Source organism: Streptomyces prunicolor NBRC 13075 (genome assembly GCF_000367365.1).
Taxonomy (GTDB): Bacteria; Actinomycetota; Actinomycetes; order Streptomycetales; family Streptomycetaceae; genus Streptomyces; species Streptomyces prunicolor.
On the sequence record NZ_BARF01000104.1, the window covers coordinates 39,075 to 65,997 of the forward strand.

The window sequence follows — 26,923 nt, forward strand, 5'->3', positions numbered from 1 at the left end:
ATCCGCCCGTACGTCTCCTGCTGCGTACGGCCGAATCCGACAGGAGCCAATCAGTGTCAGTGAGCCACAACAACAGCAGTCCGATGATGAGCCGGCGCAGCGTGCTGCGGGTGGCGGGAGCAGCCGGAGCGGCGGGCATCGGGGCAGCAGCCATCGGTGCCGGAGCCACTCCCGCCGCGGCGAGCACCGCGTTCGTACATCCCGGACTGCTGCACACGCAGGCCGACTTCGACCGTATGGCCGCCAAGGTGAAGGCGGGCACCGGCCTGTGGAAGGCGGGCTACGCCAAGCTGGCGGGGAACCCACGCTCGGGGAGCACCTGGAAGGCGACCCCGCTCGCGACGGTGATACGCGGCGCCACCGGTGACAACGTCACCACGCTCGCCTTCGACATCGCCGCCGCCTACCAGAACGCGCTGCGCTGGAAGGTCACCGGCGACACGGCTCACGCGGACGCCGCCCGCGACATCCTCAACGCCTGGTCGGCCAAGCTCACCACACTCGACGGCAGCGCCGACCGGTTCATCGCGGCGGGCATCCACGGCTACCAGTTCGCGAACGCCGCCGAGATCATGCGCGGTTACGACGGCTTCGATCTGGCCCGGTTCAAGAAGATGATGCTGGCCGTCTTCTACCCGATGAGCAGCAGCTTCCTCGCCAAACACAATGGCGCCTACGACTCCAACTACTGGAGCAGCTGGGACCTGTTGAGCGTCGCGTGCGTGCTGTCCGTCGGCATCCTCTGCGACGACCGGGCCAAGGTCGACGAGGCCGTCACGTACTTCAAGTCCGGCAAGGGCATGGGATCCATCAAGAACGCCATCCCCTTCATCCACCCCGGGGGCCTCGGGCAGATGGTGGAGGTCGGACGCGACCAGGGACACGCCCTGCTGAGCGTGGGCCTGCTGGGCACCATCTGCGAGATGGCGTGGAACCAGGGCATCGATCTGTACGGCTACGACGACAGCCGCGTGCTCAAGGGCGTCGAGTACGCCGCCAAGTGGAACCTCGGCCACGACGTCCCCTTCACCTCCTGGACCTGGCACAAGGGCGCGCCCGGTGCGTGGGAGGGGTGGGAGACGTTCACGGAAGCGTCCACGTGGGCCCGCGGTGATGTGCGTCCGATCTGGGAGGGCCTCTACAACCACTATGTGAACCGCCGCGGCCTCGACGCGCCGTACGTGAGCGCCATGGCGGCGAAGGTCAGGCCCGAGGGCGGCGGCGGTGACTACGGAACCGGCGGCGGCCTCGACCACCTCGGCTTCGGCACCCTGACCTTCACCAGGGACAAGGCGATCGTCTCGGCCACCACACCGACGCCGTCCGCGAGTACGTCCGACACGGCGTCCTCTTCCGGCACCGGCGCCGCTGCCACCGCGACCCCTGCCGCCGACGCCGCCGGCGGGACCCAGCCGCAGGGCGGCCGGGGTGAGGATCTCGCCGCCACCGGCGCGGGCGGCATCGCCGCCGCAGCCGCGACCGGCGTCCTCGCCATCGCGGGCGGCTTCATCGCCCTGCGCCGCAGGGGCACCCGCGGCACCAGCTGAACGCCTCGGCACGGGTGACTGGCCGACCATTGGGGTGGACCCCCTACCCGATGGCGGCCTGTTCGCCGGTCGTGAGGTAGGCGATGACCATGTCGCCCAGCAGGGTCCGGTAGTGATCGCGGCGGTCCGGTGCGGTGAGGTCCCGCCCGAAGAGGGCACCGAAGGTGTGCCGGTTGGTGATCCGGAAGCAGCAGAACGCGCTGATCATCATGTGCAGATCGACGGCGTCCACCTCGGCGGTGAAGACGCCCTGTTCGCGGCCCGCACGGAGGATCCGGTCGATGATGGCGACCGCCGGGGCGTTGAGCGAACGCAGTTTGGGCGAGGCGGCGATGTGCTCGGCCTGGTGGATGTTCTCGATACTCACGAGACGCATGAAGTCCGGATGTGCCTCGTGGTGGTCGAAGGTGAGATCGGCCAGCCGACGGATCGCGGACTTCGGGTCGAGATGCTCGACGTCGAGTTCCTGTTCGCTGTGCCGGATGCCGGCGTACGCCTGCTCCAGCACAGCTGTGAACAGCTGCTCCTTGCTGCCGAAGTAGTAGTAGATCATGCGTTTGGTGGTCCGGGTGCGGTCGGCGATGTCGTCGATGCGGGCGCCTGAATAGCCGATGCGCGCGAACTCCTCCGTCGCGGCCTCGAGGATCTCGGCCTGGGTCCTGGCGGCGTCACGGGTACGTCTGGCAGCGGGTTGTCCCTCTGTCAGTGTCAGTGGCTGCGGGGGGACGGATGCTGGCATGAGGTTCCTCACCGGGTGGGACTGCCGACGAGGTCGGCGAGGTCTTCGAGCATACGATCGGTGTGCGGCTCGTAGCCGGTGAACAGCCGGAACGCGTCGGCGGCTTGGAAGACAGCCATGCCGCCGCCGTCGAGAGTACGGCAGCCGAGGGCGCTTGCCGTGCGCAGCAGCTCGGTCTCCAGCGGGCGGTACACGACCTCTGCCACCCACAGCCGTGGGTGCAGCAGCTCGGCGGGGAACGGCAGCCCGGGGTGGCCCGCCATACCGGTGGGGGTGGCGTGGACCAGGCCGTCGACGCGGGCCAGCTCGGCCGCCAGGTCCGGCAGCGGCGCGGTGCTCACCCTGCCGGGCCCGAAGATGTGGTGGAGAGTGGCGGCGAGGGCCGCCGCACGCGTCTGGTCGGCATCCACGAGGACGAGCCGGTCGACCCCGACGGTGAGCAACGCGTGGGCGACGGCGGCACCGGCCCCGCCCGCCCCGAGTTGCAGGACCGAACCGGTCGGTACGTCGGGCAGTCCGCGTGCGAAGGACTGGGCGAAGCCGGTGCCGTCGGTGTTGTGCCCGATGGTCCGCCCGTCCCGGAAGACGACGGTGTTGACGGCGCCGATCTCCGCCGCTTCCGGCGCGAGTTCGTCCAGGTGCCCGATCACGAGTTGTTTGCAGGGGTGGGTGATGTTGAGACCGTCGAACCCCAGGGTGCGGGCGGACCTCAGGAGTTCACCCACGGCCGTGGCCGGCAGCGCCAGTTCGTCGATGTCGATGATGCGGTAGAGCATGCGCAGACCGTGCCGGTCCGCTTCCCGTTCGTGCAGGGCGGGGCTGAGCGAGGGGCCGATACCGGCTCCGATCAGCCCGGTGAGAAAGGAGGAACTCACGGTGGAGGGGGTCACGGTGGGGGAGGTCACGGTGATCGCGGGGTTCCTTCCGGCAATCGGCGGTCGAGGCGCCTGCGGCCGTCCGTACGGGGGCGGACGGCCGCAGGCGCGGCGGGGACGGGGACAGGGTCAGGCTGCCGCCGCCTCGCGCTCGGCGGTCTGGGCCGGACGCGTGCCCGGCTTCATGCCGAGCTCGGCGGTGGGCACGTTGTAGGTCTCGCGGGCGGTGAGCACGGCGATCGAACTGACCACGCACATCGAGGCGGTGAGGATCCCGACGGCGACCCAGTTCTTGCCGTCGGAGCCGGAGAGCTGTGCCGCGTAGGTGACGGCGAAGCCGGTGATGGCGAAGCCGACCTGGGTGCTGATGGCCATGCCCGACAGGCGGACCCGGGTGCTGAACATCTCGGCGTAGAGCGCGGGCCAGATGCCGTTGGAGGCGCTGTACACCAGGCCCATGGTGGCGGCGCCGGCCAGGAAGATCAGCGGGTAGCTCTTCGAGGACACCGCCCCCAGGTAGACGAAGATCATGACGGCGCTGCCGATGGAGCCGATGAGGAAGACGGGCTTGCGGCCGATACGGTCGGAGAGTTTGGCCCACAGCGGGAGCGCGATCAGGGCCACCAGGTTGGCGAAGACGCTGACCCACAGCATGGTGGTGCGGTCGAGGCCGACGGCGCCGGTGGAGTAGGACAGCACCCAGACCCCGCCGATCGTGCTCACCGACGCGATGAGCGCCGCCGAAGCCACCCGCAGCATGTCGGCCCAGTGGTCCCGGAGGAGTTCGACCACCGGCAGTTTGTGCACCTCGGCGCGCTCCGAGATCTCCTCGAAGGCCGGTGCCTCCTGCAGGTTGCGCCGGATGAAGTACGCGGTCACGGTCACGAGCGCGCTCAGCAGGAACGGGATGCGCCAGCCCCAGGTGAGGAGTTGGTGCTCCGGGAGGGAGGCGATCGGGATGAAGACCAGGGTGGAGATGATCAGGCCGAACTGGGTCCCGTTGAGGGTGAAGCTGGTGAAGTAGCCGCGTTGGTTCTCCGGCGCGTGTTCCAGCGTCAGGGAACTGGCGCTGGACTGCTCACCCGCGGCGGACAGCCCCTGGAGGAAGCGCAGCACCACGAGCAGGACCGGGGCCAGCGTGCCGACCTGGGCGTAGGTGGGCAGGCAGCCGATCAGGAGGGTTGAGAGGCCCATCATGAAGAGCGTGAGGATCATGATCTTCTTGCGGCCGATCCGGTCCCCGAAGTGCCCGAGGAAGACGGCGCCGATGGGGCGGGCCGCGTAGGCCACACCGAAGGTCGCCATCGAGATCAGCGTCGCGGTGGCCGGGTCGTCCGGGTCGAAGAACACCCTGGGAAAGACCAGCGCGGCTGCGCTGCCGTAGATGAAGAAGTCGTAGTACTCCAGGGCGCTCCCGATCCAGGCGGCGAGAGCCGCCTTTCGGTGCCCACTGGGTGGAATCCTCGATTCCGAGGCGTCATCGAGCGAACGAGCGGTCACGTGTGCTCCTCATTGAGTACCGCGAGTGCTCCCGTTGCGGGAACGGCCGGGGTGAGCGGGGACAGAGGGGGGACGAGCGCGGCGTACGTCACGGCCACAACTCGCCTACGGGGATGCCGTGTCGAGCGGACTTGCCGGATGGCTGGTGGGGATGCCAGCCAATTAACGTACTGGGAAGTTAATAGGGGACTTTGAGGTCGCTCGTGGGCTCACGTCAAGACACCCGACCGAAATTTATTTGTCACGACCCACCTCTTGCGTCGGAGGCCTCTCGCCGCTAGATATAACGAACCAGTGAGTACATTGCTCGGCCGCGAAGAGGTGGGCGCTTATGCCGGGACTGCAGGTGGAGACCCTGACGGGGCCCGTCGAAGGCGCCGCGGAGGGCTGCCCGGTCCTCTCCTGGAAGGGCATCCCCTACGCCGCGCCGCCCACCGGAGAGCGGCGGTTCAGACCGCCCGCTCCTGTCAAGCCCTGGGCAGCGGTGCGGAACGCCACGCGCTACGGTCCGCAGGCGGTCCAGTTCACGTCGGCCACCTCCCAGGGCGTCGAGGGTGAGGAGGACTGCCTCACCCTCAATGTCTGGGCCCCGGCCGAACCGGCCGCGCCCCGGCCGGTGTTGTTCTGGATCCACGGCGGCGCGTTCCTGCACGGCAGCGGCGGTCTTTATGACGGCGCGTGGCTGGCCGAGGTGTGCGACGCGGTCGTGGTGACCGCCAACTACCGGCTCGGCCCGCTCGGTTTCCTGGACCTGGAACACGTCGGTATCGCCGACACCTCCAATCCCGCGCTGGGTGACCTGGTCGCGGGCCTGGAGTGGGTACGCGGGAACATCGCCTCGTTCGGCGGCGACCCCGGCCGGGTGACGCTCTCCGGTCAATCGGCCGGCGGCATGCTCACCAGCACCCTGTTGGCGGTCCCGGCCGCCCGTGGGCTGTTCCACCAGGCCCTGGTGCTCAGCGGCGCAGCCCGCAACGTCCACACCCCGGACCAGAACGCCGAGGTCGTCGACCGCCTGCTCACGACCCTGGACACGACCGCGGACCGGCTGACCGACGTGCCGGTCCGGGCTCTGCGGGACGCCGCGGCGCACGTCGTGACCGGCGCGGGCGACGAGGTGCTGCGCGGCGACGGCTTCTGCCCCGTGGTGGACGGCACCGTATTGCCCAGGGCGCCGCTGGCCGCGGTCGCGAGCGGTGAGGCCCGGCACCTCCCGGTCTGGGTCAGCCATGTCAGCCACGAGATGGACATCTTCCTCGGTCCCCCTGCCGCCCCGGTCCTGGCCGGCACGGACACGGCCGGTCGGGCGGCCCTCGGCGAGCAGCGCTGGGCCGAGCTCGGGAAGGCGTACGCGTCCCTCCCCGAGGCCGGCCGCGACCCGCACCTCGACCTGCTGGACGACACGATGTGGCTGATCCCCGCGATCCGACTGGCAGAGGCCCAGCAGGCCGCCGGCGGCCAGGTCTGGTTCAGCCGCTTCGACCACGTGCCCGGCATGCCCCCGTACGACCGCCTCGGTGCGACCCACGGTGCCGACAACCGCTGTCTCTGGGCCCACCCGCCCGCCTTCAACAACCTGGCCGGTCTGCCGCCCGCCCCACCCATGCGCCCGGCCGACCTCGCCGTCACGGCGACTCTGCACCGGGCCGTACGTGCCTTCCTGCACACCGGCGCCCCCGACTGGCCCCGCTACGAACCGCAGGACCGCGCCACGATGATCTTCGACGACCTTCCCCGGATCGCCCACGACCCCCGCCGCGAACGCCGTCTCCTGTGGGCCAACCTGCCGGAGGACGGCGCCCCCTGACGACGGGAGAGAGCGGCCCGGCCCCGAACCGGACGGGGCTTGACCGCGCGGGTGGCCGTGCCGGGTTCAGTGTGTGGGAAGAGCCTCCAGAGCTTTGGACGCCGCGGTGAAAGCCAGCCCCGCCATCTCGTCGACCGGGAGGTCCCGGTAGCCGGGGTAGTTGACCTCGATGCAGTACGGCCCACGAAAACCACGCTCGTGCAGGCCCAACAGCAGTCCCTGGACGTCCAGTTCACCGTCACCGGGCAGCAGACGCCCCTGACGTGCCTCGGTGAGGAAATCGCCGTCCACGACACGGCCGTCGTTGAGCTGGACGGCCACGATCCGGTCGGGCGGCAGGCCGTCGAGGTCGGCCAGGCTGGAGCGGGTGTTGTAGAAGTGCCAGACGTCGATCATCAGCCCGGCGTTGGGGGCACCGGAGGCCTCCACCACCGCGCGGGCGGTGGCCACGTCCTTCAGGCCGGACCAGGGGAAGGCCTCGACCGCGACGCGCAGCCCGTACGCGGCGACGTCGTCGCAGATCGTACGGAGCCGGGCGCCCGCGGCCTCGATGTCGAGTTCGTCCGCGCCGAACTCACCCGCCGTGACGTGATGCGGCCGGAAGGCATGACCGAGCACGGCAACGGCGTCATTCGCACCGTCGCCGGAGGCCGCGGCCCAGCCGCTCAGGAACTCGATCTCCCGCAGGGCGAGTCCGTGCGTGCCGAGCACCGCACGCAGGGACTCGTCGCTCGCCCCTGCGGCCAGCATCTGCCGGTGGTCGTCGGTGTGCAGGCCGATGCCGGTGAAGCCGGCGGCGGCAGCCGCGCGGCAGCGCTCCGCGAACGGCACTCGGGCGGGTTGCGCGAACCCCGCGCCGGACAGGGTCACGAAGCTCGCGGTCAGTTCCCGTGTCATGGCAGCACCGGGGTGGCGTGGGAGTGGAAACTCGCGGGCACATCCAGGCCCCAGGCGGTGGAGCGGCCCTGGCCCTCCGTGGTCCAGGTGACCGGCTCCCAGTCGGGGGCGAAGATGTGGAAGCCGCCGGAGAACACCTCGATGCGGTTGCCGCCCGGCTCCAGGACGTAGAGGAAGAAGCCCTGGGTGCGCGAGTGCTTCGCCGGGCCGAACTCGATCTCGACGCCCAGCTCGCAGAAGATGTCGGCGGCGCGGAGCACGTCCTCGCGGTTCTCGACGGCGTAGGCGAGGTGGTGCAGCCGCCCGGTGACGCCGGGGGCCGGTTCGCGGGTGATGGCGAGGTCGTGGGCCTTGTTCATCAGGCTGAGCCAGGCGCCGACCTCGGGCTGGCCGGGCGGGATGAGGTGTTCGCGGAGCTTGAAGCCCAGGGCGTCGCACATGAACGCGCGCGTACCCGGCACGTCGTCCGCGAGGACGTTGATGTGGTCGATGCGTGCCGCGCCGACGCCCCGGGTGACGGAGGACTGGGGTTGGTTGGGCAGGTACGAGGCCTTGCCCGCCGGTGCGCGGTACTTCTCGGTCTCGTAGTAGAGCTCCATGCGCTGGCCGCTCGGGGCGATGAAGGAGTACGCCTTGCCGTGCCCGAAGTCCCCGTCGATCCACTCACCGTCGGCGCCGCGCTCCTCCAGGGCGGCGACCCGGCGTTCCAGGGCCTGCGGACTCACCGCGCGCCAGGCGACATGGCCGAGCCCGGCCCGGTCGGCGGCGGTCAGCTTCAGGGTCGTCAGGTCGTGGTCGCCCCAGGCGCGCAGATAGGCGCTGCCACCGGACTCGTGCACCAGGTCGAGGCCGTAGACCTCGGTGAAGAAGGCCAGGCTCTCGTCGTACACGGGGGTCAGCAGCTCGGCATGGCCGAGATGGGCGAGTTCGTACAGCGGCTCAGTCACGCTCGTTCTCCTTCGCCTTCATCTCCAGCTCCGCGATGTCGGCCAGCACCTGGGGGCCGCGGTTGATCGCGGAGAATCCGGTGAACAGGAACGCCAGGTCGATCACAGCGCGCAGTTCGTCCCAACTGGCGCCGGCCCGTAGCGCGGCGAGGCCGTGCAGCTTGGCGGCGTCGCTGAGCTTGGCGTGCAGGATGCCGAACAGCACCAGCTGGACGGTCTTCTGGTCCAGCGTCTCCGGATACATGACCATGTTGCGCAGTCGCTCCTGCGCCAGCAGCAGTTCCGGGTTGTCCTTCTCGGACGCCTCGAAACGGGAGGCCACGCGCGGCGGTACGAAGCCCAGCATCCGTTCGTACGTCGCCCGGAAGTCGTCGATGCTCTCGGGGCGCTCATCGCTCATAGGATGCCTCCTGTTCGGCCTGTTCGGCCTTGGTGATGTCGCCCGCCGCCCAGTGCTCCGGCGGGATCTCGCGCACGAGGACCCGGATGGCCGCGTCGGGCGCGTCCAGGGAGTCCCGTACGGCGGCGTGCACCTGGTGGATGAGGTCGCGGATCTTCTCCGGGGGGCGCCCCGCGACGACGCTGATCTCTACGAGTGGCATGTCAGGCCCCGACCACCCGCAGCGTTCCGAGGTGGGTGAACTCGGCACTGATCTCCCGTCCGGGCTCGACGAAGACGGCGTCGGTGAGGCCGCCGGTGAGCACGATCCAGCCGGGCTCGATGGCGATGCCGCGCGCGCCGAGGGAGTTGGCCGCCAGCGCGAGCGCTTCGGCGGGGTGGCCCTGTACGGCGGCGCCGGTCGCGGAGTCGGTGATCTCACCGTCGATGCCGAGCAGGCAGGCCTCCAGCGCGAGGTCGAGACCCTCGGGCGGCAGGCCGGTGCCGCTGACGACAAAGCGGGAGGACGAGGCATTGTCGGCGACCACGTCGGGGAGGGTGAACTTGAAGTCGGTGAAGCGGCTGTCGATGACCTCGAAGCCCGCGTGCACACTGCGGACTGCGGCGAGCGCGGTCGCGGCGGTAACTCCGGGGCCCTCCAACCGCTCCCCCATGATGAAGACGATCTCCGGCTCGATGCGCGGGTGGATGAGTTCACCCATCGGGACCGGGACGCCTTCCGGGAGCACCATCGCGTCGGTGAGCCAGGCGGTGAGCGGGGAGTCGATGCCCATCCGCTGTTGCTTGGCGCGCGAGGTGAGCCCGAGCTTGACGCCGACGAGCTTCTCGCCGTCGGCGACCTTGCGTTGCAGCAGCGCGTCCTGCACTTCGTACGCCGTCGGCAGGTCGAGGCCGGGCCATTCGTCGGTGATCCGGCCGCCGTCCCTGCGGTCGGTCTCGCGGTCGAGCAGCTCCGTGACGGCGCGGTCGATGGTCCAGTCGCTCATGCGGGTACGCCTTCCAAGGTCGTGGCGCGGGTGGAGAGGTGGATCGCCACGTCGATGATCATGTCTTTCCGGCCGCCGCCGATGGCGGCGGTGGCGGTCATGTGTCCTCCCCCTGTCCTTGTACGTGGGCGAATCGTGCGGTGACGGTGCCCAACCCACCGAAGGTCGCGGTGACCGAATCTCCACCGGCGACGGGTACAGCGGCACAGACCGAGCCGGGCAGGATGACATGCCCCGGCTCCAGGGTGACGCCGAGCCGGCCCACCGTGTTGGCCAGCCACACCAGGGCGTTGAGGGGCGAACCGAGCACGGCGCCGCCCGCTCCGGTGCCGACGATCTCGCCGCGTCGGGTCAGTACGCAGCCGGACAGCCGCAGGTCGACCGCGTCCACCGGGACAGGGCGGCTGCCGAGGACCACGCCGCCCGCCGACGCGTTGTCCGCGACCGTGTCGATCAGGCCGATCCTCCAGTCCCGGATGCGGGAGTCGATGATCTCCAGGGCCGGCAGGACGTAGTCGACCGCCGACAGCGCCTGCGCGGTGTTCACCCCCGGGCCGGTCAGCGGCCGCTTGAGCACGAAGGCGATCTCCGGTTCGATCTTGGGGCTGATGAACTCGTCCAGTCCGATCGGCAGGCCCTCCAGATGGAACATGGACTCCATCAGATGCCCGTAGTCGGGCTGGTCGACGCCGAGTTGGCGTTGCATGGCCGCCGAGGTGAGCCCGACCTTGTGGCCCTGGACCCGCTGCCCGTCCTCGGTCCAGGTGCGGACCTGCTCGAGCTGGATCGCGTAGGCGTCATCGACCGTCAGCCCGGAATGGGACCGGCCGACCGGGTCGATCGGCTCTCGGGTGTGCCGCGCGGCGAGCAGTTCCTTCGCGACCACGACGTGCGTCGCTTTGTCCATCTGCGGCTCTTTCCTCAGGTGATGGTCGATCTCCTCGCAGCATGTTGCGCCAGGTCCCACCCGGCAACCCACTGATCCGCTGAGCGGAACAAGATCGACCGACTTCGCCTGCACATGTTCCGCTCAGCGGATCACCGGGCTTGCCCACCCCTGGTCAGGGGAGGACAGTCCTCCCGTGACATGGCATCCCACGGACCGGACGCTACGAAGGGAATGTCATCCCCCGACATCCCATAGGAGCCTGCTCAGCTGTCCCCCATGGAGGGGCTCGGGCCCCGCAGCTCACGGCTCACGGCCAGCCCCGCCGTGCGCACGGCGGGGCCCACCCGGCGCAGGTTCAGCCTCCCGCTCCAGCCCGAGATGGACATCGCCGCGACGGCCCGGCCGTCGGCCCCGAGGATCACGGTCGCGACACACCCCACCCCGGGGCCGGTCTCCTCGTTCTCGTACGCGACTCCCGCGCCCCGGATCCGTTCCAGCTCGCGCCGGAACAGACCGGGGGCGGTGATGGTGCGCGGGCCCACCGGTGCGAGCCCATGAGCACAGACCGCTTCGACGGCATCCGCGTCGCCGAAGGCGAGCAGTACCTTTCCCACGGCCGCGGCGTGCGCGGGCAGTCGGCCGCCCACCCTCGACCCCATCCGCGGCGCGTCCTTGCTCCGCAGGATCTCGACGTAGACGACCTCGGTGCCGTCCAGCACGGCAAGGTGCACCGTCTGCCGGGTCGCCTCGCGCAGATCGGCCATGTACGGCAGGGCGATCGCGCGCAGATTGCGATGCCGGGAGGCCAGTTCTCCGTACTCGAAGAGGCGCGTTCCCATATGCAGGAGCGCGCTGTCGTTCTCGTCGCGCTCCAGGAACCCGTAGCCGACGAGGTCGCGCACCAGGCGGGAGGTCGTGGACTTCGGCAGCCCGGCCCGGCGGGCGATCTCCGACACCCGAAGCACGGCATGCAGCGCGTCGAAGGCCCCGAGCACGGCGGCGACCCGCGCGACACCGGAGTCAGGGATGTTCCGTTCAGCGGGACACATCGGTGAAGCATGACCGGCGGACGGGACGGCGTGCAAGCGCCGGCCCAGTCGGCGCGGGTGCGCGAACGCCCCTGCCCACCCGGCCCACACACCCGTACCGATGAAGGAGCCGCACATGCCCGACGCCATCACCGAGAACGACCCCGGACGGACCGTCCTGTTCCTCAACGGCCCCAACCTCAATCTGCTCGGCGTGCGGGAGCCCGACAAGTACGGTTCCACGACGCTGCGCGAGGTCGAGGAGACCGTGGCCAAGACCTTGTCCGCCCACGGTCTGGCCGCGCGCTTCGTACAGAGCAACCACGAAGGCGTGCTGGTGGACGCGATTCATGCCGCGCGCACCGAATGCGGCGCGATCGTCATCAACCCCGCCGCGTTCACGCACACCTCGGTCGCACTCCGGGACGCGATCGCCGCCGTCGCTCTGCCGACCGTCGAGCTCCACATCACCAACGTGCACAGGCGCGAGGAATTCCGGCACCACTCCTACATCTCGGCTGTTGCCGACGCCGTGATCGTCGGCGCGGGAACACACGGCTATGTCCTGGCCGCGCTGCACGTCGCGCATCTTCTCCTCGGCTGACTCACGCCTCGGGCGAGACTGCGCTCAGGATTCGCTCGTCCAGCCGTCCGCTCCTTGCAACTGTGCGTACATCTGGGTGAGTTGCACGTCCAGGACAGTGCAGAGACGGCTGAAGGTCCAGTAGTAGCCGCAGAGATGAAGTAGCTCGACGAGTTCGCGGGCGGAGAGGAACTCGCCTGCCGCGGCGAACACTTCATCGGACACCCGGGGTCCCGCGACGACCTCGGCAGCGAACCGGATCACCGCACGGTCATGCTTCGACAGTGCCGGGTTCGTATGGTCCCGGTTCTTGATCAGTTCGCGGGTCGCGTCGTCCACGCCGGCTGGACGAACGCGACCATCTCTTCCGGCTGGGCGGCTACGACACTCCCAAGCGCGTCTCACGCACCGACCACATCAACCCCGGGATGCAGCGCATCTTCCAACGCATGGACGACAGTCCGGCCCAGATCATCAACCATCTGGGCGAGACACTCGCGCAGAACCGCCTCTCCACACTCCTCGTCGGCGACCAGACCCTGCACACCGGCATGGCCCGCTCCCTGGCCTACCGCTGGTTCACCGACCCCGCCGAACGGCAGCGCTTCCCGGCCGACGATCATGCCCAGCACGGCCGTACCGTCACCGCCCAGCTCCTCGCGACCCACACCCGCAATCCCGACGACCCCCGCGTCACCGGCCTCGTGGAGACCTTGCTCAAAAAGAGCGAGGAGTTCGCCGACATGCGGCGCCGGCACCCCGTCCTGGGCCCGTACTGCGCCCCCAAGCTGATAGAGCATCCCCGAGTCGGTCTCATGGAGCTGCACGGACAGAGCCTGATAGATCCCGACCAGTCGCAGATCCTGACTGTCCTCACCGCCACCCCGGGCAGCGAGAGCTACGAGAGACTCCAATTCCCCTCCGTTCTGGGCGACCGACTCCTTTGACGTGCGTCACCACGACACACCCCGGTGTCTCCGGCACGTAAGCCGTTCGAGGGTCCGCTTGCCCCGACACACACGAAAGGCTTGCGATCATGCGACGGTACGTTCTGACCGGCACCCCGGGTGCCGGCAAGACATCGATCCTGCGGGGTCTGGGCGATCTCGGCTACGGGGTCGTCGAGGAGGCGGCGACAGCGGTGATCGCGCAAGCGCAGGCCCGGGGCGAGGACGAGCCATGGACACGGGCGTCATTTCTCGACGAGATCGTCGTTCTGCAGCACCGGCGACAGTTGGCGGCCCTCGCCGCAGGCCCTGTCCAAGTGTTCGACCGGTCGCCGATCTGCACCCACGCGCTCGCAACCTACCTCGGGTGGCCAGTGCCCCGGTCACTGACTGCGGAGCTCGAACGGATCGCCTCCGAGGGAATCTACGAGCGCCAGGTGCTCTTCGTCCGCAATCTGGGGTTCTGCGAGCCCACCGCGGCGCGACGGATCGGCTTCCAGGAGTCGCTGGTGTTCGAGAAGATCCATGAACAGAGCTACCGTTCGTTCGGCTACGACCTCATCGACATCCCGGCCGGCGACCTGGCCCACCGTGTTGCCGCGGTCAGCTCAGTGATCTCACGCCCTGCCTCGTGAGAAACGCCCGTCATGCTCGATCCGCGCGGGGAACACGACTGCCCCATGCGCGACGTCCCGGGCGCGCTTGTCGCGTGCCCGGGACGTTCCGCCGCGATGGCCGCTTTCTTACACCGCGGCGATGCCCTCCATGCCGGAGGCGGCGAAGGCGGGCAGTCCTGTGATCGTCGTGATCTTGGTGAGGGCGCCGGTGCGCCCGACCCGGAAGCCGTCGACGGTGCCGGAGGTCGCGTTCTGGACGTAGACGAACTTGTCGGCGGCGACGGCGAGGTCGATGACGCCCTGCGACATTCCGGACGGCGCGGCGGCGATGCCCGCCTCGTTGGTCAGGGCGAGTCGGCCGTGTGCGTCCTGGCGGTAGCCGCTGACGGTGGAGTTGCCCGTGTTGCCGCCGTAGAAGAAGTCACCGGCCCGCTCCAGCCAGCACAGGACCATCTGCCCGTTCGGCAAGGACGCCTGTACGGTCTTCAACTCGCCGTCGTGGCGCACCTTGTAGGTGCTGACGGTGGAATTGGCGGCCTCGGCGACCAGCATGCGCCCGGACTTGTCGAAGGCGATGGCGAACGGCACCATGCCCACCGACTTGTTCACGACCGGCTTGTCCACCGGGCGGCCGTCCTTCCCCACGGGGAAGACCTCGATGGTGTTCGCCGACTTGGTGGTGACGACCAGGTCGCGGCCGTCCGGTGTGAACGCGACCTGCCCCGGCGAACTGCTGAACAGCGGCACCTTCTCGTTCTTCAGCGCCAGACTTCGGTTCGAACCGCTCAGCGGTTTCAGCCCCTTGGAGGTGATCCGGAAGCCTTGGACGCTTCCCGCGCCGCCCGCGTTCATGACGTAGGCGAGATCCCCCGAGACCGTGACGGCGGACGGGAAGTCGCCTCCCGTGGAGACTGTTTGACGATCCGTCAGTTTCTGGCCGTGTACGGCGAAGGACGTCAGGGTGCCGCTGCCCGCGTTGACCGCCAGGAGCCGGCCGGAACGGTGGTCGTAGACGAGCGACCCCTGCGAGGCGAGCGAGTCGGTGGGCGCGTCGGTCTGGTCGCCGCCCTTGCCGCCGGTCGCGTACTTCCCCGCGGCGGTCAACTTCCCGTCGTCGCCCCGGCGGAAGACGCGGATGGTGTTCCCGGCCAGTTCGTTGCCCTGGACGAAGACGGCGTGATCGGCCTTCGAGGCGGAGTGCTGGGTGGGTGGAACCTGCGCCGCGGAGGCACCGTTGACCATGACCGCGGCCGCCGCGACGGCCACCGCCCCTCCCCCTAAGACGGTCAGCCTCTTCTGCAGCTTCGACCTGCGTTTGTTGTGCCTGCTCATGTGCGGCTCCTCTGGCCCGGGGTGTGTGGGACCAGAGTTGCCACTGTGCAGCGATGTATGAAGGCGTTCGGACGCTGCGTCAGAGTCTCGTAAGGTCCTTCCGCAGCTCTCCTCCCTGGGCGACCAGTACGACGTTCTCCGGCCGGCCGAGGCTGCCGATGTCACGCAGAGGGTCTTGGTCGACCGCCACGAAGTCCGCGGTCTTGCCCGCCTCCAGGGAGCCCAGTCGGTCGTCGACGCCGAGGAGTCGGGCCGCGGTGAGCGTGCCTGCGGTGATCGCGGCAAGTGGGTCCATGCCGAGTTCCACCAGGTGCGACAACTCGCAAAGGTTTCGGCCGTGTTCGACGACACCGGCGTCCGTGCCGAGCGCGATCGGGACGCCACGGGCGATGGCGTGCGCGATGTTCTCCTTGGTGATGCCGGCCCAGCGGCTCTTCTTGCGGAAGTGGTAGTCGGCCATGACCGCCTGGTCGAGCGGGGCGAAGACCGTGGCGAGGGTGGGGACGAGGACAGCTCCCAACTCCAGGGCCAGATCGCACAGTTCGTCGGTCATCCCGTATCCGTGCTCGATGCTGGTGACACCGGCCCGGAGGGCGTTGCGGATGCCCGCCGTGCCCTGGGCGTGCGCTGCGACCGTCTTACCGCGATGCCGTCGGGCCTCGTCGACAACTGCTTTCAACTCGCCGAGAGTCAGCCCCTCGTCGTCGGGGTCGTCGTGCGGGCTGCCCATGCCGCCGGTGGCGCAGACCTTGATGAGGTCCGCGCCGTCGCGCAGCATGCGCCGGGCCGCGAGCCGTACCTCGTCGGGGGTGTCGGCCATCTCGGTCAGATGCGGGGCGGCGTTCACCCCACTGGGCAGCGAGCAGTCGGCGTGGCCACCGGTGTGGCCGATGACCTTGACGGCGGTCTGGAGCCGGGGGCCTTCGACGAGACCCCGTTCGACGGCGGTGCGATAGCCCGCGGGCAGGCCGCCAAGGTCGCGCAGGGTCGTGACACCCGCGTCGAGGGTGGTGCGAAGTCGCCGCGCGATCGCGAAGGTCTCCACGGTCGGGTCGACGGTCAGGCCTGCGGTGAGCCCTCGCCCCGGGGTCATGCACAGGTGCGTATGACAGTCGAAGAAGCCGGGGAGCAGGGTGCGTCCGCGCAGGTCCACTGTTACCGCCGTCGGTGTCGGGGGCGCGGTGGCCGCCGGTCCCGCATAGGCGATGAGACCGGTGTCGTCCACGACGAGGACCGCGTCCGCAATGGGTGCGGCTCCGGTGCCGTCGATCAAAGTCGCGTGCTGGTAACGGGTGTTCATGGCATCTCCGTGAGGAAGCGGTGTTCGCCGGAGCCAACCTCGGGGCGCTCCGTCATGCCCGGCAGGTCGATCAGCGCGGTGGTGCCGGGCGGGACCGTGACCGTCACGCGCAGCACTCCGTCGGTGCGGGTCCAGGACACGGCGGCGCGGCCGTACGGCGTTTCGTGTGTGGCGGAGGCGTGGGTGAGTCCGCCACCGGGGCGGGGTCGGATCAGCAGGTGGCGGTAGCCGGGGGCGGCGGGGGCCAGCCCGGCGACGGTGCGGTGCAGCCAGTCGGCGACCGCGCCGAGGGCGTAGTGGTTGAAGGAGGTCATCTCGCCGGGGTTGACCGTGCCGTCCGGCAGCATGCTGTCCCAGCGTTCCCAGACGGTGGTCGCGCCCATCGTGACCGGGTAGAGCCACGACGGGCACGTCTTCGTCAGCAGCAGCCGGTACGCCGTGTCGTACTCCCCCGCGTCACACAGCGCGTCGCAGATCAACGGCGTACCGACGAAGCCGGTACCGATGTGGAAGTCGCCCTCGCGGACGAGTTCGGCGAGCCGGCGTCCCGCCTGGGCCCGATGCTCATCGGCGAGCAGGCCGAAGCGCAGGGCGAGGGCGTACGCGGTCTGGGCGTCGTTCGTCAGAAGGCCGTCCGGGGTGACGTACTCGTCACGGAAGGCGGCCCGCACCGTCTCGGCCAGCTTCGTGTAGTGCGCGAAGTCGTCCTCCCTTCCCAGGAGTTGGGCGGTGCGGCCGAGCAGGGAGGCCGAGTGGGCGTAGTAGGCGGTGGCGACCAACTGTTTGTCGGTGCGGGCGTCGCCGGGGCGGTCCGGCGGGGCGGTGGGGTCGAGCCAGTCGCCGAGTTGGCGGTCGGTGTTCCACAGGTGCCGGTCATCGGTCACGGCGGTGATGCCGTCGACCCAGGCCTTCATGCTGTCGTACTGGTCGGCGAGGATGCCGAGGTCGCCGTAGCGCTCATGCATCACCCAGGGCACGATGACCGCCGCGTCGCCCCAGGCGGCGGCGCGCAGTTCGGGGAAGCGGTCGGGGAAGAAGGGCACGTACATCGGGACCCGGCCGTCCGGGTACTGCTGGGCGGCGAGGTCGGTCAGCCAGGAGCGCAGGAGGCCGGAGCAGTCGTAGAGGAAGGTCGCGGTGGGGGCGAAGATCTGTACGTCGCCTGTCCAGCCGAGGCGTTCGTCGCGCTGCGGGCAGTCGGTGGGGATGTCGACGAAGTTGCCTCGCATGCCCCACACCACGTTCTCGTGCAGGCGGTTGAGCAGGGGGTCGGAGCAGGTGAACCAGCCGGTGCGGCGCATGTCGGTGTGCAGGACGACGGCCTGGACGTCGCCGTCGCCGATGTCTCCCGGCCAGCCGGTGACTTCGGCGTAGCGGAAGCCGTGGAAGGTGAAGCGCGGCTCCCACTCCTCGCCGCCCGCATCGCCCCGCAGGGTGTACGTGTCCATGGCACGGGCCTCGCGCAGCGGGCGCACGGCGAGTTCGCCGTCCTCCAGCACTTCGGCGTGGCGCAGGGTGACGGTCCGTCCGGCCTCGCCGGTGACCCGGATACGGAGGCGGCCGACGAGGTTCTGGCCGAAGTCGAGGATCGTACGGCCGGACGGTGAGGTGAGGACGGTGACGGGAGCCACCGTTTCGATACGGCGTACGGGCGGACCGTTCGGGGCGACCAGCGGTGCCAAGTCGTACGGCAGGACCTCGACCGGACTCCACTCGGCCGGTGCGCGGCGCGCGTCGTACTCCTCGCCCTCGTAGATCCCGGAGCTGAGGATCGGGCCGTGCGCGGCCTGCCATTCCGAGTCGCTGCCGAAGGTTTCGGTGGTGCCGTCGGTGTAGCGGACCTCGATCTGGAAGAGGGCGGCCAGCCGGTCTCCGTAGATGTTGCGGCGTCCGCCGCCGAAGCCGATCCGGCCGCGGAACCAGCCGTCGGCCAGCAGCGCGCCGACCGTGTTGGTCCCTGTCTCCAGTACTTGGGTGATGTCGTACGTCTGGTGGCGCAGCCGCTCGGTGTAGTGGGTCCAGCCGGGGGCCAGCACGTGGTCGCCGACACGTACGCCGTTGATCTCGGCCTCGTACAGGCCGTGGCTGGTGGCGTAGAGGCGGGCGGACACAACGGGCGCGCGCAGTTGGAAGATGCCGCGCAGGACGGGGGGCGGGGCCTGTCCGTCGGTGGCTTCGGGCCAGGCCGGGGACACGAAGTGGGCCTGCCAGTCGGCCGGTTCGAGCAGGCCGGCCTCGACGGTCAGCGGCGCGGACCACGGGCTCGGGCCCCCGCCTCTCGGCCCCCATACCCGTACGGACACGTCGGCTTGCTGCCGCGAGCGCAGGGCGTCGCCGGGCCAGGGCACCAGGACGGAGTCCGCGGACAGGCGGCGGGCCGTGTACAACTCCCGCTCACCGTCGGTGAGTCGGATCTCGTACGCCGACTGGGTCCAGCCCGTACGGGTGGTGACGGTCTGCCAGGTCAGCCGGGGGCGGGGCTCTCCGATTCCGAGCGGTTCCGTGTGGTGCTCGGCCCGTAGTCCCGTCACGTGGATGTCCTGGTCAGGCATGATCCTCCTCCGGGATGAGAGGGAGGGTGAAGCGGAAGACCGCTCCCTGTGGCTGGTTCCCGGCCGCGTGGATATGGCCGCCGTGACGGGTGATGATGCGGTGGCTCAGGGCCAGGCCGATGCCGCTGCCGTTCTCCTTCGCGGTGAAGACGCCGTCGAAGATCCGGTCGCCGGGAAGGTCGGCGGGCAGGCCCCGGCCGTGGTCGCGGACGGCGAGTTCGGCGTTTCCGTCCGCTGTCCGTCGCGTGGTGAGTTCGACCTTGCGCTCCCCCGGCGGCCAACTGGCCATCTCCTCAAGGGCGTTGAAGGCGAGGTTCATGACGACCTGCCCGATGAGGACGTTCTCGCAGCGCACCGGGAGGGGCGCGTCGGTGAGGTCGAACTCGACGTCCACGGCGTGCTGTTGAGCCCTGACGTCGATGAAGTAGGCGCAGTCCTCGACGATCGAGTTGAGGTCGGTCAGCTGCTCGGACTGTTCCAGGCGGCCCACGTACTGCCGCAGACTGCCCAGGATCCGCCGGGCCCGCTCGATCTGCCGTACGGCGTTGTCCAGCCCCCAGGCGACGGACTCGTCGCCGGCGGCGAGCCGGCCGCGGGCTCCCTCGACGAAGTTGTAGGCGGCGGCGAGCGGCTGGCTCACCTCGTGCGCGATCGCCATCGCCATGTCGCCCATGGCGTTGTAGCGGGCGAGATGGTTCAAGTGCTGGGTGTCCCGGCGGTGTTCCTCCTCCGCGCGCACCCGGTCGGTGATGTCGTAGAAGAGGACGAGCCGGCCGCGCAGATCGCTCTCGATGTCGATGTGCTGGCAGGTGGCCGCGTACCAGCGGGCTTCGCCGCCGGGAGCGCCGAGGCGGTAACGGCCCTCGCGCTCGGGGACGGCGCCGTCGCGGCAGTAGTCCGCGAAGTCGGCGCCGTGCAGGGCCGGTTGGTCGACGCCGAGCAGCTTGGCGGCGGACTCGCTCGCGAAGACCACAGCGCCGTCGTCGTCGAGGACGACGATGCCTTCGGCCAGGTTGCCGAGGAAGGTGCGCAGTCGGCCCTCGGTGCGGAACAGATCGCGGCGGACGGCCTTCTCCTCGGCGATGTCGCGGAACTGGACCATCACGACGGGGCGGGAGGGCAGGTCCACGCGGATCGCGATGGCCTCGGTCAGGAACTCTTCGCCGCTCTTGGAGCGGTAGCACCACTCGGTGGCGCTGACCCCGTCCGCGACCGCCTGCCCGAGCCAGCGGTGCCCCAACTCCCGGCTGTACTGACGGGCGTTCTTGCTCATGTCGGGGGCCTTGAGCGGCTTCAGTTCGTCGACGGTCCACTCCAGCAGGTCGCAGGCCGCCTGGTTCGCCCAGAGGATGTCGTACGTCCTCGCGTCGTGGAGCAGCACGCAGTACTTCAACGCCTGTGCCAGGGACCGGAAGTCCGCCGGTGCGAGATCATTCATGCGGCCTTGCCCTCGCTCTCATCGGGCGGCCGGGAGCCGCAGTCCCAGCCGGAGTACGTCACGGACCAGCGTCGCGATGCTCTCCGCGCCGGTCTTCTCCCGGATACGGGTGCGGTGTACGTCGACGGTCTTCGTGCTGATGCCGAGCCGCCCGGCGATCTGTTTGCTGGGCACGCTGTCCACCACCAGATGCAGCACCTCGCGTTCACGGGGCGTCAGGCTCTCCAACTGCCGTAGCAGATCGCGCCGTTGGGCCAGTTCGTCGAAGCGTTCCCGCGCCGTCCGCTGGGCCGCCTGCACGACGTCGAGCATGTGCTGCGGGTCGTACGGCTTCTCCAGGAAGTCGACGGCCCCGTTCTGGAGGGCCCGTACCGACATCCGGATGTCGCCGTGCGCCGAGACGAAGACGACGGGCAGCGCCGCCCCCGCCTCGTTCAGCATCTCCTGGACGCCGAATCCACTGATCTCCGGCATCCGCACGTCGAGGACCAGGCAGGCGGGGCGGTCCCGGTCGTAGGAGCGCAGGAAGTCCCGGGCGTCGGAGAAGCACTGCGAGCGGATGCCCACCGACTCCAGGAGCCAGGCCAGCGAGGTGCACAACTCCTCGTCGTCGTCCAGGATGTAGACGAGGCACATCTCAATCGCCCCAGGCGGCCTGGGCGATCCAGTACTCGCTGCCGTCGGCACTGACGCCGCGCTTCCACTCGCTGGTGCGGCGCAGGGCGGGTTCGACCCGCGCGGTCGCCGCGTCGGCGCCGTCGGGACCGTCCTGATCGACCTGCCAGTGGACCCAGTTGACCTCCTGGCCGGCGCTGTCGTGCACGAACAGGTCGACGTGGTGCCAGCCGTAGTGGTGGGTGTCCGCGTAGCAGGTCAGGAACATGGTCCGGTCTTCGGTGTCCGCGCTCATCGCTCTCCCGTCAACGGTGCACTGAACAGGCGTTCCGTGCGGAAGGCCGAGATGCGGGGGTGATCCGGGCCGATCCGGAAGGTCACGTCGAGCTTCGCGACCATGATCTCGGAGAAGCCCGACTCGTAGTACGAGAGCTGCTGCATCGGCCAACTCCCCTTGGCGGTAACGCCCTTGACGTCGACCGTGCCGGGGAGGAGCAGGTGCACGTTCGTACGGAAGTGAGGGGTGGGCGGCAGGTAGGCCGACAGCATCTCGACGATCGCCTCGCGGCCCTCGGTGCGGCCGAACTTCTCGGCGTACTCGCTGCCGCCGCCCTCCCAGACCGCGTCCTCGGTGAAAAGGTCCCCCAACTCGCCTTCCGTACGCACCGGAACGTCGCACAGGGCGAGGTAGCGGGTCAGGGTGTCCACGACCAGCCTCTCGCTCGACCCCTCGCTCATGACGCGTCCCGTTCCCGCGCCAACCGCAGCCGCTCCGCGCGGCGTTGGGCCTGCCGCTGGGGATCGGGCACGGGCGCGGCGAGCAACAGCCGTTTCGTGTAGGCGTGTTCGGGGTGCTCGGTGACCTGGGCGGCGTGGCCCGTCTCCACGATGTCACCGCGGTAGAGCACGGCCACCCGGTGGCTGATGTGCCGTACGACGGAGAGGTCGTGCGTGACGAACAGATACGCCACCCCTGTGGCCTCCTGGATCTCGATGAACAGGTCGAGCACCCGTGCCTGCGTGGACAGGTCCAGGGCGCTGACCGGCTCGTCGCACACGATCAGCTTGGGGTCCCGGCACAGGGCGCGTGCGATGGCGATGCGTTGCCGCTGGCCACCGGAGAACTCGCGCGGCAGGCGCTGCGCCGCGTCGTGCGGGAGGTACACCTGGTCGAGCAGGGTCTGGACGCGGCGTTCCGCGTCGGTGCGCGAGACACCGGTCACGAGCATCGGTTCGGTGAGGATGTCCATGACGGTCATGGCCGGGTTCAGCGAGGTGAACGGGTCCTGGAAGACGACCTGGACGTCCTTGCTCAGCGCCCGCCGCTCCCGTTTGCCGAGCCCCGAGACCGGCTTTCCGGCGTAGCGGATCGAGCCGCCGGTGACGGGGGCGAGGCCGAGGACCGCCCGGCCCAGGGTCGTCTTGCCGGAGCCGGACTCGCCGACCAGGCCGAGTGTCTCGCCGGGTGCGATCGACAGGGACACTCCGTGCAGGACACGGAAGGGCTTCGCGCGGCGGCCCTTGCCGGGGTACTCCACGACGACGTCTTCGAGTTCGAGCAGCGGGGTCGGGGCCGCGGGGCCGGCGGTCATGACGTCACCTCCTTCAAGGGGGCGCCCAGGGCGGCACGCGCCGGGCCGCCTTCGAGCGTGGAATCGAGGAGCATCCGCGTGTACGCGTGCTCGGGTGACGCGAAGATCTTCTCGACGGGTGCCGTCTCGACGATGCGTCCGGTCTGCATGACGGCGACCCGGTCGCAGATGTCGGCAACGACGCCGAAGTCGTGGGTCACGAGGATCATGCCCATCTCGCGTTCCTGTTGGAGGGAGCGCATGAGGTCGAGCACCTCGGCCTGGACGGTGACGTCGAGTGCGGTGGTCGGCTCGTCGGCGATGAGCAGGTGCGGATCGCACGACACTGCGCCCGCGATCAGTACGCGCTGGGCCATGCCGCCCGAGACCTGGTGCGGGTACGACTTGAACACCCGCTCCGGGTCCGGGATGCCGACGCGCGCCAGGAGCTCCAGCGCCTTGGTGCGGGCTTCGCTCCTGGAGATCCCCAGGTGCTTGCGCATGGGTTCGACGAGCTGGGAGCCGATACGGAAGCAGGGGTCGAGGTTGGACATGGGCTCCTGCGGTACGTATCCGATCCCGCGGCCGCGCAGGGCGTTGAGCGCGGCCTGGCTCACACCGAGCAACTCCTTGCCGGTGAAGGACATCTGATCCGCCGTCACCTCGGCCTCGTTCGGCAGCAGTCCGAGCACGGCGAACGCCGTCTGGCTCTTGCCGGAGCCGGACTCCCCCACCAGGCCCAGTACTTCACCGCGCTCCACGGTCAGGCTGACTCCGTCGACGACGATCTTGTCGCCGTCGGAGCCGTCGGAGCCACCGGAACGGCCGGGTTTCGGGTAGCTGATGCGGAGGCCCTCCACGGTGAGCAGGCGATCGGACGGCGACGGCCCCCCGGCAGCGGTCTTCCTGGGTCCCGGCCGCCGACGGCGGACCACCCGGGTCTCGGTGGTCCCCAGCGCGTCGCGCACCGCGTTGCCGAGCAGGCTGGCCGCCAGGATGGTCACGGCCATCGCGAGGCCCGGCCACACCAGCAGCGTCGGTTCGGTGTAGACGTTGGTGAAGCCGTCGTTGAGCATCGCGCCCCAGCTGGCCTGGGACGCCTTTCCCAGACCGAGGAAGGACAGCCCGGCCTGGATGCCGATCGCCACCGCGAACAGCTGCGTCGCCTGGATGACCGAGGGCGCGACGACCACCGGCAGGATGTGCCGCCGCATGATGCGGGGGTCGCCGAGGCCGGAAACCCGCGCGGCGTCGACGTACAGCTCCTCGCGGACCGAGACCACCGAGGCGCGGATCAGGCGGAAGACCATCGGCGCCATGATGACGCCCAGGACGATCATCGCGACGTTGAGGTCCTGGGAGAGGGCCGCCATCACCACCAGCATCACGATGATGGCGGGCACGGCCATGATCACGTTGATGATCCAGCCGGCGGCCGCGTCGAACCAGCCCCGGTAGAAGCCGCTGACCAGGCCGAGCGGCCCGCCGACCAGGAAGGCGACCAGGGCCGCGAGCGTGCCGCCGAGCAGGCTGGTCCGGCCGCCGTAGAGGAGCCGTGACAGCACGTCCCGGCCGACGCCGTCGCCGCCGAGCGGGTGGGCGCCCGACACAGGTGCGAGGGTGTCCGAGAGGACGCTGTGGTCCGGTGCGTAGTCGGTGAGCAGCGGCGCGGCCAGGCTCGCGAGGATCACCAGGGCCAGGATCACGAGGCAGGCGACGGCCACCGGGTCGCGCAGGGTCCGGCGCAGGAGGCGGTCCCGTTTGGGGATCGCGGCGGTCTCCGGGACGGTCATGAGACACGCACCTTCGGGTTGAGCCAGCCGTACGCGATGTCCAGCAGCAGGTTGACGGCGACGACGACGGTGACGGTCACCACGACCGTGCCGAGCAGGACGGGCGAGTCTCCGCGGACGGCCGCCGAGTTGGCGAGGGTGCCGATGCCCGGCAGTCCGAACACCTTCTCCACGACGACCGCGCCGCCGATCAGGCCGATGAACTGGAGGGCGAGCACGGTCAGGGCGGGTGGGGCGGCGTTCCGCAGGGCGTGCCGGTACACGACGCTGCGTGTGTTGAGTCCGCGGCTGCGCAGGGTGCGGACGAAGTCGGCCCGCAGGACGTCGATCAGTGCTCCCCGCACCTGCATCGCCGTGGCCGCCGTGGCCGCGACCGCCAGGGCCACGGCGGGCAGGATGACCGATTGGAGCCATCCCGAGGGGGACGTGCCGAGGGCGACATACCCCGTGGCCGGCAGCAGTCCGAGCTGGACCGCCATGACGACCGCGAGGACCAGGGCGATCAGGAAACTGGGGATCGCGGTGCCGAGTACCGCGGCGAACTGGACGACGCGGTCCACCCAGCCGCCGCGCAGCGCTGCCACGGTCCCCAGGACGATGCTGAGGACCAGGGCGATCAGCATGCCGACGAGGACGATGGAGAGCGTGATCGGAAGGGTGTTCGCCAGGGACTGGTTCACCGAGTCGCCGGTGAACCAGGACTGGCCCAGATCGCCGTGCACGGCCCGGTCGATCCAGTGCCCGTACCTGACCACCAGGGGTTGGTCGAGGCCGAGTTCATGGGCCTTGGCGGACACCTGGGCCGGCGAGGCGGACTCGCCGAGGATGTTGCGGGCCACATCGGTGCCGGTCAGGCTGAGCAGCAGGAACGTCGCGGTGGCCACGACGACCACCAGGACGACACCGGCGGCGATGCGCCGGAGCAAGAAGACAAGCACGGTCAGTTCCTCCTTCCGCGGGGTCGCAGCGGCCTTGCCGCTAGCTCTTGGCGGGCGCGAAGTTGTAGATCGGCGGGAAGTTGATGCCGGGCTGCGGTGTCACCTTCACGTCCTTGGCGGTCCCGTAGGCGTTCACCGTCGGGGTCCACGGAGCGTCCCACGCCTGGTCCACGACGTAGGTGTTGAGCTTCTTGAGCAGTGCGGTGCGCTCGGTCCCGGATGCCTTCGAGATCTGGGTGATCAGGGCGTCGGCCTTGGGGTCGTCGTACTTGAGCGGGTTCCAGGTCGCGTTCTTGGTCAGCTCCAGCTGGACCTTGTCCCACGACGTCGGGGCGCCCAGTTTGAAGTAGGACAGGGCGTACTTGCCGGAGAGCATGCCGCTGAAGATCTGGTCGCTCGGCAGGTTGTCCAGCTTCACCTTGATCCCGATGTTCTTGAGGGACTGGGTGAGGGCCTCCTGCTCCTGCGGGAAGAGAGCGGACAGGTCCGGCATGGTGACCGAGAAACCGTTCGGGTAGCCGGCCTCGGCGAGGAGCTTCTTGGCCTTCGCCGGGTCGTAGGAGTACGTCGAGTTCAGCGAGGCGTCGTAGCCCTCCTCCCACGGGGCGAACAGCTGCGTGGTGGGCTCACCGAGTCCGGTCTTAGCGGTCTTGATGATGGCTTGCTTGTCGAAGGCGTAGTTGAGCGCCTGCCGGACCTTCAGCTTGCCGAGCGCGGGGACGATCTTGCCGGCCCGGTCCCAGATGAACAGGCCCTCGATGTCGCCGGGTTGGTAAGTGATGACGTTCAGACCGCGGCCCTTGACGGTCTTGACCTTGCTGAGGCTGAGCGAGGCACCGTCGAGCTGGCCCGTGAGCAGGGCGTTGGTACGTGCCGTCGGGTCGGCCAGATACTTGATGACGATCTTGTCGTACGGGAAGGCCTTGGCGTTCCAGTAGCCCGAGGTGCGTGTGTAGGTGTACGTCTGCCCGGCCGTGGTCGCCGAGGCGTCCAGCCGGTACGGGCCGGAGCCGACGGGAGCCTTCGGGTTGGTGAGCGACTTGGGGCTGGCGATCATGCCGGAGACCTGGCCCAGGGCGGGGAGCAGGGCGGCGGTGGGGTGGCTCAGCTTGATGACGACGGTCTGGGCGTCCGTGGCGTCCACGCTCGCGATGTCCTGGATCTCGCCGGCTGCCGTGCCCGTGCCGCTCTTGGTGTGCAGGAGGTTCTGTTTGACGGCCTGTGCGTCGAGCGCCGTGCCGTCGGTGAACTTCACACCGCTGCGCAGCTTCAGCGTCAGGGTGGTCTCGGCCTTGTCGTACGTCCACGAAGTGGCCAGGTTCGGGGTGGGCTCGTTCTTCGTGTTCAGCCGGATCAGCGTGTCGTAGACCGGCTGATAGTACTGGGCCTCGGGGCCCATGCTGGCCTTCGCGAGGTCCCACGGCGTGGCCGTGACCGACTCGGAGATGGTCAGCGTCTTGTCGGCGGCACCGGTCGAGGCGCCGCCGCCACAGGCCGCGGTCGTGATGGTCAGGAATCCGGCGCCGATGAACGCCGCTGTCTTGCGCATGATCTCTCCATCTGTTCCATTACCACTGTCTCCTCGGCTCCCCGTGGTCGTCCCGCTCCCCGGGTGTGAACAA

General features: G+C 69.5%; 27 protein-coding genes. 5 read left to right on the plus strand and 22 right to left on the minus strand.

The annotated features are described in order from the left end of the window. The first annotated feature begins 83 nt into the window (after positions 1-83). Entirely contained in the window at positions 84-1,547 is a 1,464-nt protein-coding gene (locus SPR02S_RS43880; RefSeq protein ID WP_174447599.1) for an alginate lyase family protein, read from the plus strand. Positions 1,548-1,590: 43 nt separating this feature from the next. Here SPR02S_RS43880 and SPR02S_RS43885 read toward each other — a convergent pair whose 3' ends face one another. The 3 genes from SPR02S_RS43885 to SPR02S_RS43895 form a co-directional block, all read right to left on the minus strand. Continuing rightward, on the minus strand, positions 1,591-2,286 hold the full coding sequence (locus SPR02S_RS43885) for a TetR/AcrR family transcriptional regulator (RefSeq protein ID WP_019063405.1): 696 nt from the start codon (positions 2,284-2,286) through the stop codon (positions 1,591-1,593). Positions 2,287-2,294: 8 nt separating this feature from the next. After that, positions 2,295-3,191, minus strand: coding sequence for a shikimate dehydrogenase (locus tag SPR02S_RS43890; RefSeq protein ID WP_019063406.1), 897 nt, complete (start codon positions 3,189-3,191; stop codon positions 2,295-2,297). Between the two features lie 99 nt (positions 3,192-3,290). Next, entirely contained in the window at positions 3,291-4,661 is a 1,371-nt protein-coding gene (locus tag SPR02S_RS43895) for an MFS transporter (RefSeq protein WP_019063407.1), read from the minus strand. A gap of 331 nt (positions 4,662-4,992) precedes the next feature. Here SPR02S_RS43895 and SPR02S_RS57655 point away from each other — a divergent pair, with 331 nt between their 5' ends. Then, positions 4,993-6,468 (plus strand): carboxylesterase/lipase family protein, encoded by a 1,476-nt coding sequence (locus SPR02S_RS57655; RefSeq protein WP_019063408.1) that lies wholly within the window; start codon positions 4,993-4,995, stop codon positions 6,466-6,468. A 66-nt stretch (positions 6,469-6,534) separates the two neighbouring features. On the opposite strand, the gene SPR02S_RS57660 is transcribed toward SPR02S_RS57655, so the two are convergent. From SPR02S_RS57660 to SPR02S_RS43940, 7 genes are all read right to left on the minus strand, one after another. After that, positions 6,535-7,365 (minus strand): sugar phosphate isomerase/epimerase family protein, encoded by an 831-nt coding sequence (locus SPR02S_RS57660; RefSeq protein WP_019063409.1) that lies wholly within the window; start codon positions 7,363-7,365, stop codon positions 6,535-6,537. Further along, on the minus strand, positions 7,362-8,312 hold the full coding sequence (locus SPR02S_RS43910; RefSeq protein ID WP_019063410.1) for a VOC family protein: 951 nt from the start codon (positions 8,310-8,312) through the stop codon (positions 7,362-7,364). The genes SPR02S_RS57660 and SPR02S_RS43910 overlap by 4 nt, the downstream gene beginning before the upstream one ends. Next, entirely contained in the window at positions 8,305-8,712 is a 408-nt protein-coding gene (locus SPR02S_RS43915; RefSeq protein WP_019063411.1) for a carboxymuconolactone decarboxylase family protein, read from the minus strand. The genes SPR02S_RS43910 and SPR02S_RS43915 overlap by 8 nt, the downstream gene beginning before the upstream one ends. Then, a complete protein-coding gene (locus SPR02S_RS43920; RefSeq protein ID WP_019063412.1) occupies positions 8,702-8,914 on the minus strand; it encodes a tautomerase family protein in 213 nt (70 codons plus the stop codon). The genes SPR02S_RS43915 and SPR02S_RS43920 overlap by 11 nt, the downstream gene beginning before the upstream one ends. Before the next feature lies 1 nt (position 8,915). Then, a complete protein-coding gene (locus SPR02S_RS43925) occupies positions 8,916-9,698 on the minus strand; it encodes a 2-keto-4-pentenoate hydratase (protein ID WP_019063413.1) in 783 nt (260 codons plus the stop codon). Positions 9,699-9,795: 97 nt separating this feature from the next. Further along, positions 9,796-10,605: a 2-keto-4-pentenoate hydratase gene (locus SPR02S_RS43935; RefSeq protein ID WP_019063415.1), complete on the minus strand. Its 810-nt coding sequence runs from the start codon at positions 10,603-10,605 to the stop codon at positions 9,796-9,798. A gap of 245 nt (positions 10,606-10,850) precedes the next feature. Beyond that, positions 10,851-11,636 (minus strand): IclR family transcriptional regulator, encoded by a 786-nt coding sequence (locus SPR02S_RS43940; RefSeq protein ID WP_052347146.1) that lies wholly within the window; start codon positions 11,634-11,636, stop codon positions 10,851-10,853. Between the two features lie 115 nt (positions 11,637-11,751). Here SPR02S_RS43940 and aroQ point away from each other — a divergent pair, with 115 nt between their 5' ends. Next, positions 11,752-12,219: a type II 3-dehydroquinate dehydratase gene (aroQ, locus tag SPR02S_RS43945; protein WP_019063417.1), complete on the plus strand. Its 468-nt coding sequence runs from the start codon at positions 11,752-11,754 to the stop codon at positions 12,217-12,219. A gap of 24 nt (positions 12,220-12,243) precedes the next feature. On the opposite strand, the gene SPR02S_RS43950 is transcribed toward aroQ, so the two are convergent. After that, the gene (locus SPR02S_RS43950; RefSeq protein ID WP_019063418.1) at positions 12,244-12,537 is read right to left on the minus strand and encodes a carboxymuconolactone decarboxylase family protein; all 294 of its coding nucleotides are present in this window, start codon (positions 12,535-12,537) and stop codon (positions 12,244-12,246) included. A gap of 89 nt (positions 12,538-12,626) precedes the next feature. On the opposite strand from SPR02S_RS43950, the gene SPR02S_RS57665 reads away from it, so the two are divergent. Further along, complete coding sequence (locus SPR02S_RS57665) at positions 12,627-13,145, plus strand: MmyB family transcriptional regulator (protein WP_019063419.1); 519 nt, start codon at positions 12,627-12,629, stop codon at positions 13,143-13,145. A gap of 89 nt (positions 13,146-13,234) precedes the next feature. After that, positions 13,235-13,780, plus strand: coding sequence for an ATP/GTP-binding protein (locus SPR02S_RS43960; protein WP_019063420.1), 546 nt, complete (start codon positions 13,235-13,237; stop codon positions 13,778-13,780). Between the two features lie 108 nt (positions 13,781-13,888). Here the strand turns inward: SPR02S_RS43960 and SPR02S_RS43965 are convergent, their stop codons facing one another. The 11 genes from SPR02S_RS43965 to SPR02S_RS44015 form a co-directional block, all read right to left on the minus strand. Continuing rightward, complete coding sequence (locus SPR02S_RS43965; protein WP_078623173.1) at positions 13,889-15,094, minus strand: lactonase family protein; 1,206 nt, start codon at positions 15,092-15,094, stop codon at positions 13,889-13,891. 79 nt (positions 15,095-15,173) lie between these two features. Then, positions 15,174-16,394: a metal-dependent hydrolase family protein gene (locus SPR02S_RS43970; RefSeq protein WP_019063422.1), complete on the minus strand. Its 1,221-nt coding sequence runs from the start codon at positions 16,392-16,394 to the stop codon at positions 15,174-15,176. Then, positions 16,391-18,946 carry a glycoside hydrolase family 78 protein gene (locus SPR02S_RS43975; protein ID WP_019063423.1) on the minus strand — a complete coding sequence of 852 codons (2,556 nt, stop codon included), beginning with the start codon at positions 18,944-18,946 and terminating at the stop codon, positions 16,391-16,393. Before SPR02S_RS43975 ends, SPR02S_RS43970 begins: the two co-directional genes overlap by 4 nt. Next, a complete protein-coding gene (locus SPR02S_RS43980; protein WP_019063424.1) occupies positions 18,939-20,384 on the minus strand; it encodes an ATP-binding protein in 1,446 nt (481 codons plus the stop codon). The genes SPR02S_RS43975 and SPR02S_RS43980 overlap by 8 nt, the downstream gene beginning before the upstream one ends. 18 nt (positions 20,385-20,402) lie before the next feature. Further along, entirely contained in the window at positions 20,403-21,020 is a 618-nt protein-coding gene (locus tag SPR02S_RS43985; protein ID WP_019063425.1) for a response regulator transcription factor, read from the minus strand. Position 21,021: 1 nt separating this feature from the next. Next, positions 21,022-21,294 (minus strand): hypothetical protein, encoded by a 273-nt coding sequence (locus SPR02S_RS43990; protein WP_019063426.1) that lies wholly within the window; start codon positions 21,292-21,294, stop codon positions 21,022-21,024. Then, the gene (locus SPR02S_RS43995; RefSeq protein WP_019063427.1) at positions 21,291-21,737 is read right to left on the minus strand and encodes a nuclear transport factor 2 family protein; all 447 of its coding nucleotides are present in this window, start codon (positions 21,735-21,737) and stop codon (positions 21,291-21,293) included. The genes SPR02S_RS43990 and SPR02S_RS43995 overlap by 4 nt, the downstream gene beginning before the upstream one ends. Further along, positions 21,734-22,591, minus strand: a complete 858-nt coding sequence (locus tag SPR02S_RS44000) for an ATP-binding cassette domain-containing protein (RefSeq protein ID WP_019063428.1) — start codon at positions 22,589-22,591, stop codon at positions 21,734-21,736. Before SPR02S_RS44000 ends, SPR02S_RS43995 begins: the two co-directional genes overlap by 4 nt. Continuing rightward, positions 22,588-24,363 carry a dipeptide/oligopeptide/nickel ABC transporter permease/ATP-binding protein gene (locus SPR02S_RS44005; protein WP_019063429.1) on the minus strand — a complete coding sequence of 592 codons (1,776 nt, stop codon included), beginning with the start codon at positions 24,361-24,363 and terminating at the stop codon, positions 22,588-22,590. Before SPR02S_RS44005 ends, SPR02S_RS44000 begins: the two co-directional genes overlap by 4 nt. After that, the gene (locus SPR02S_RS44010) at positions 24,360-25,301 is read right to left on the minus strand and encodes an ABC transporter permease (RefSeq protein ID WP_019063430.1); all 942 of its coding nucleotides are present in this window, start codon (positions 25,299-25,301) and stop codon (positions 24,360-24,362) included. Before SPR02S_RS44010 ends, SPR02S_RS44005 begins: the two co-directional genes overlap by 4 nt. A gap of 40 nt (positions 25,302-25,341) precedes the next feature. Beyond that, entirely contained in the window at positions 25,342-26,850 is a 1,509-nt protein-coding gene (locus tag SPR02S_RS44015) for an ABC transporter substrate-binding protein (protein WP_019063431.1), read from the minus strand. Between the last annotated feature and the right edge of the window lie 73 nt (positions 26,851-26,923).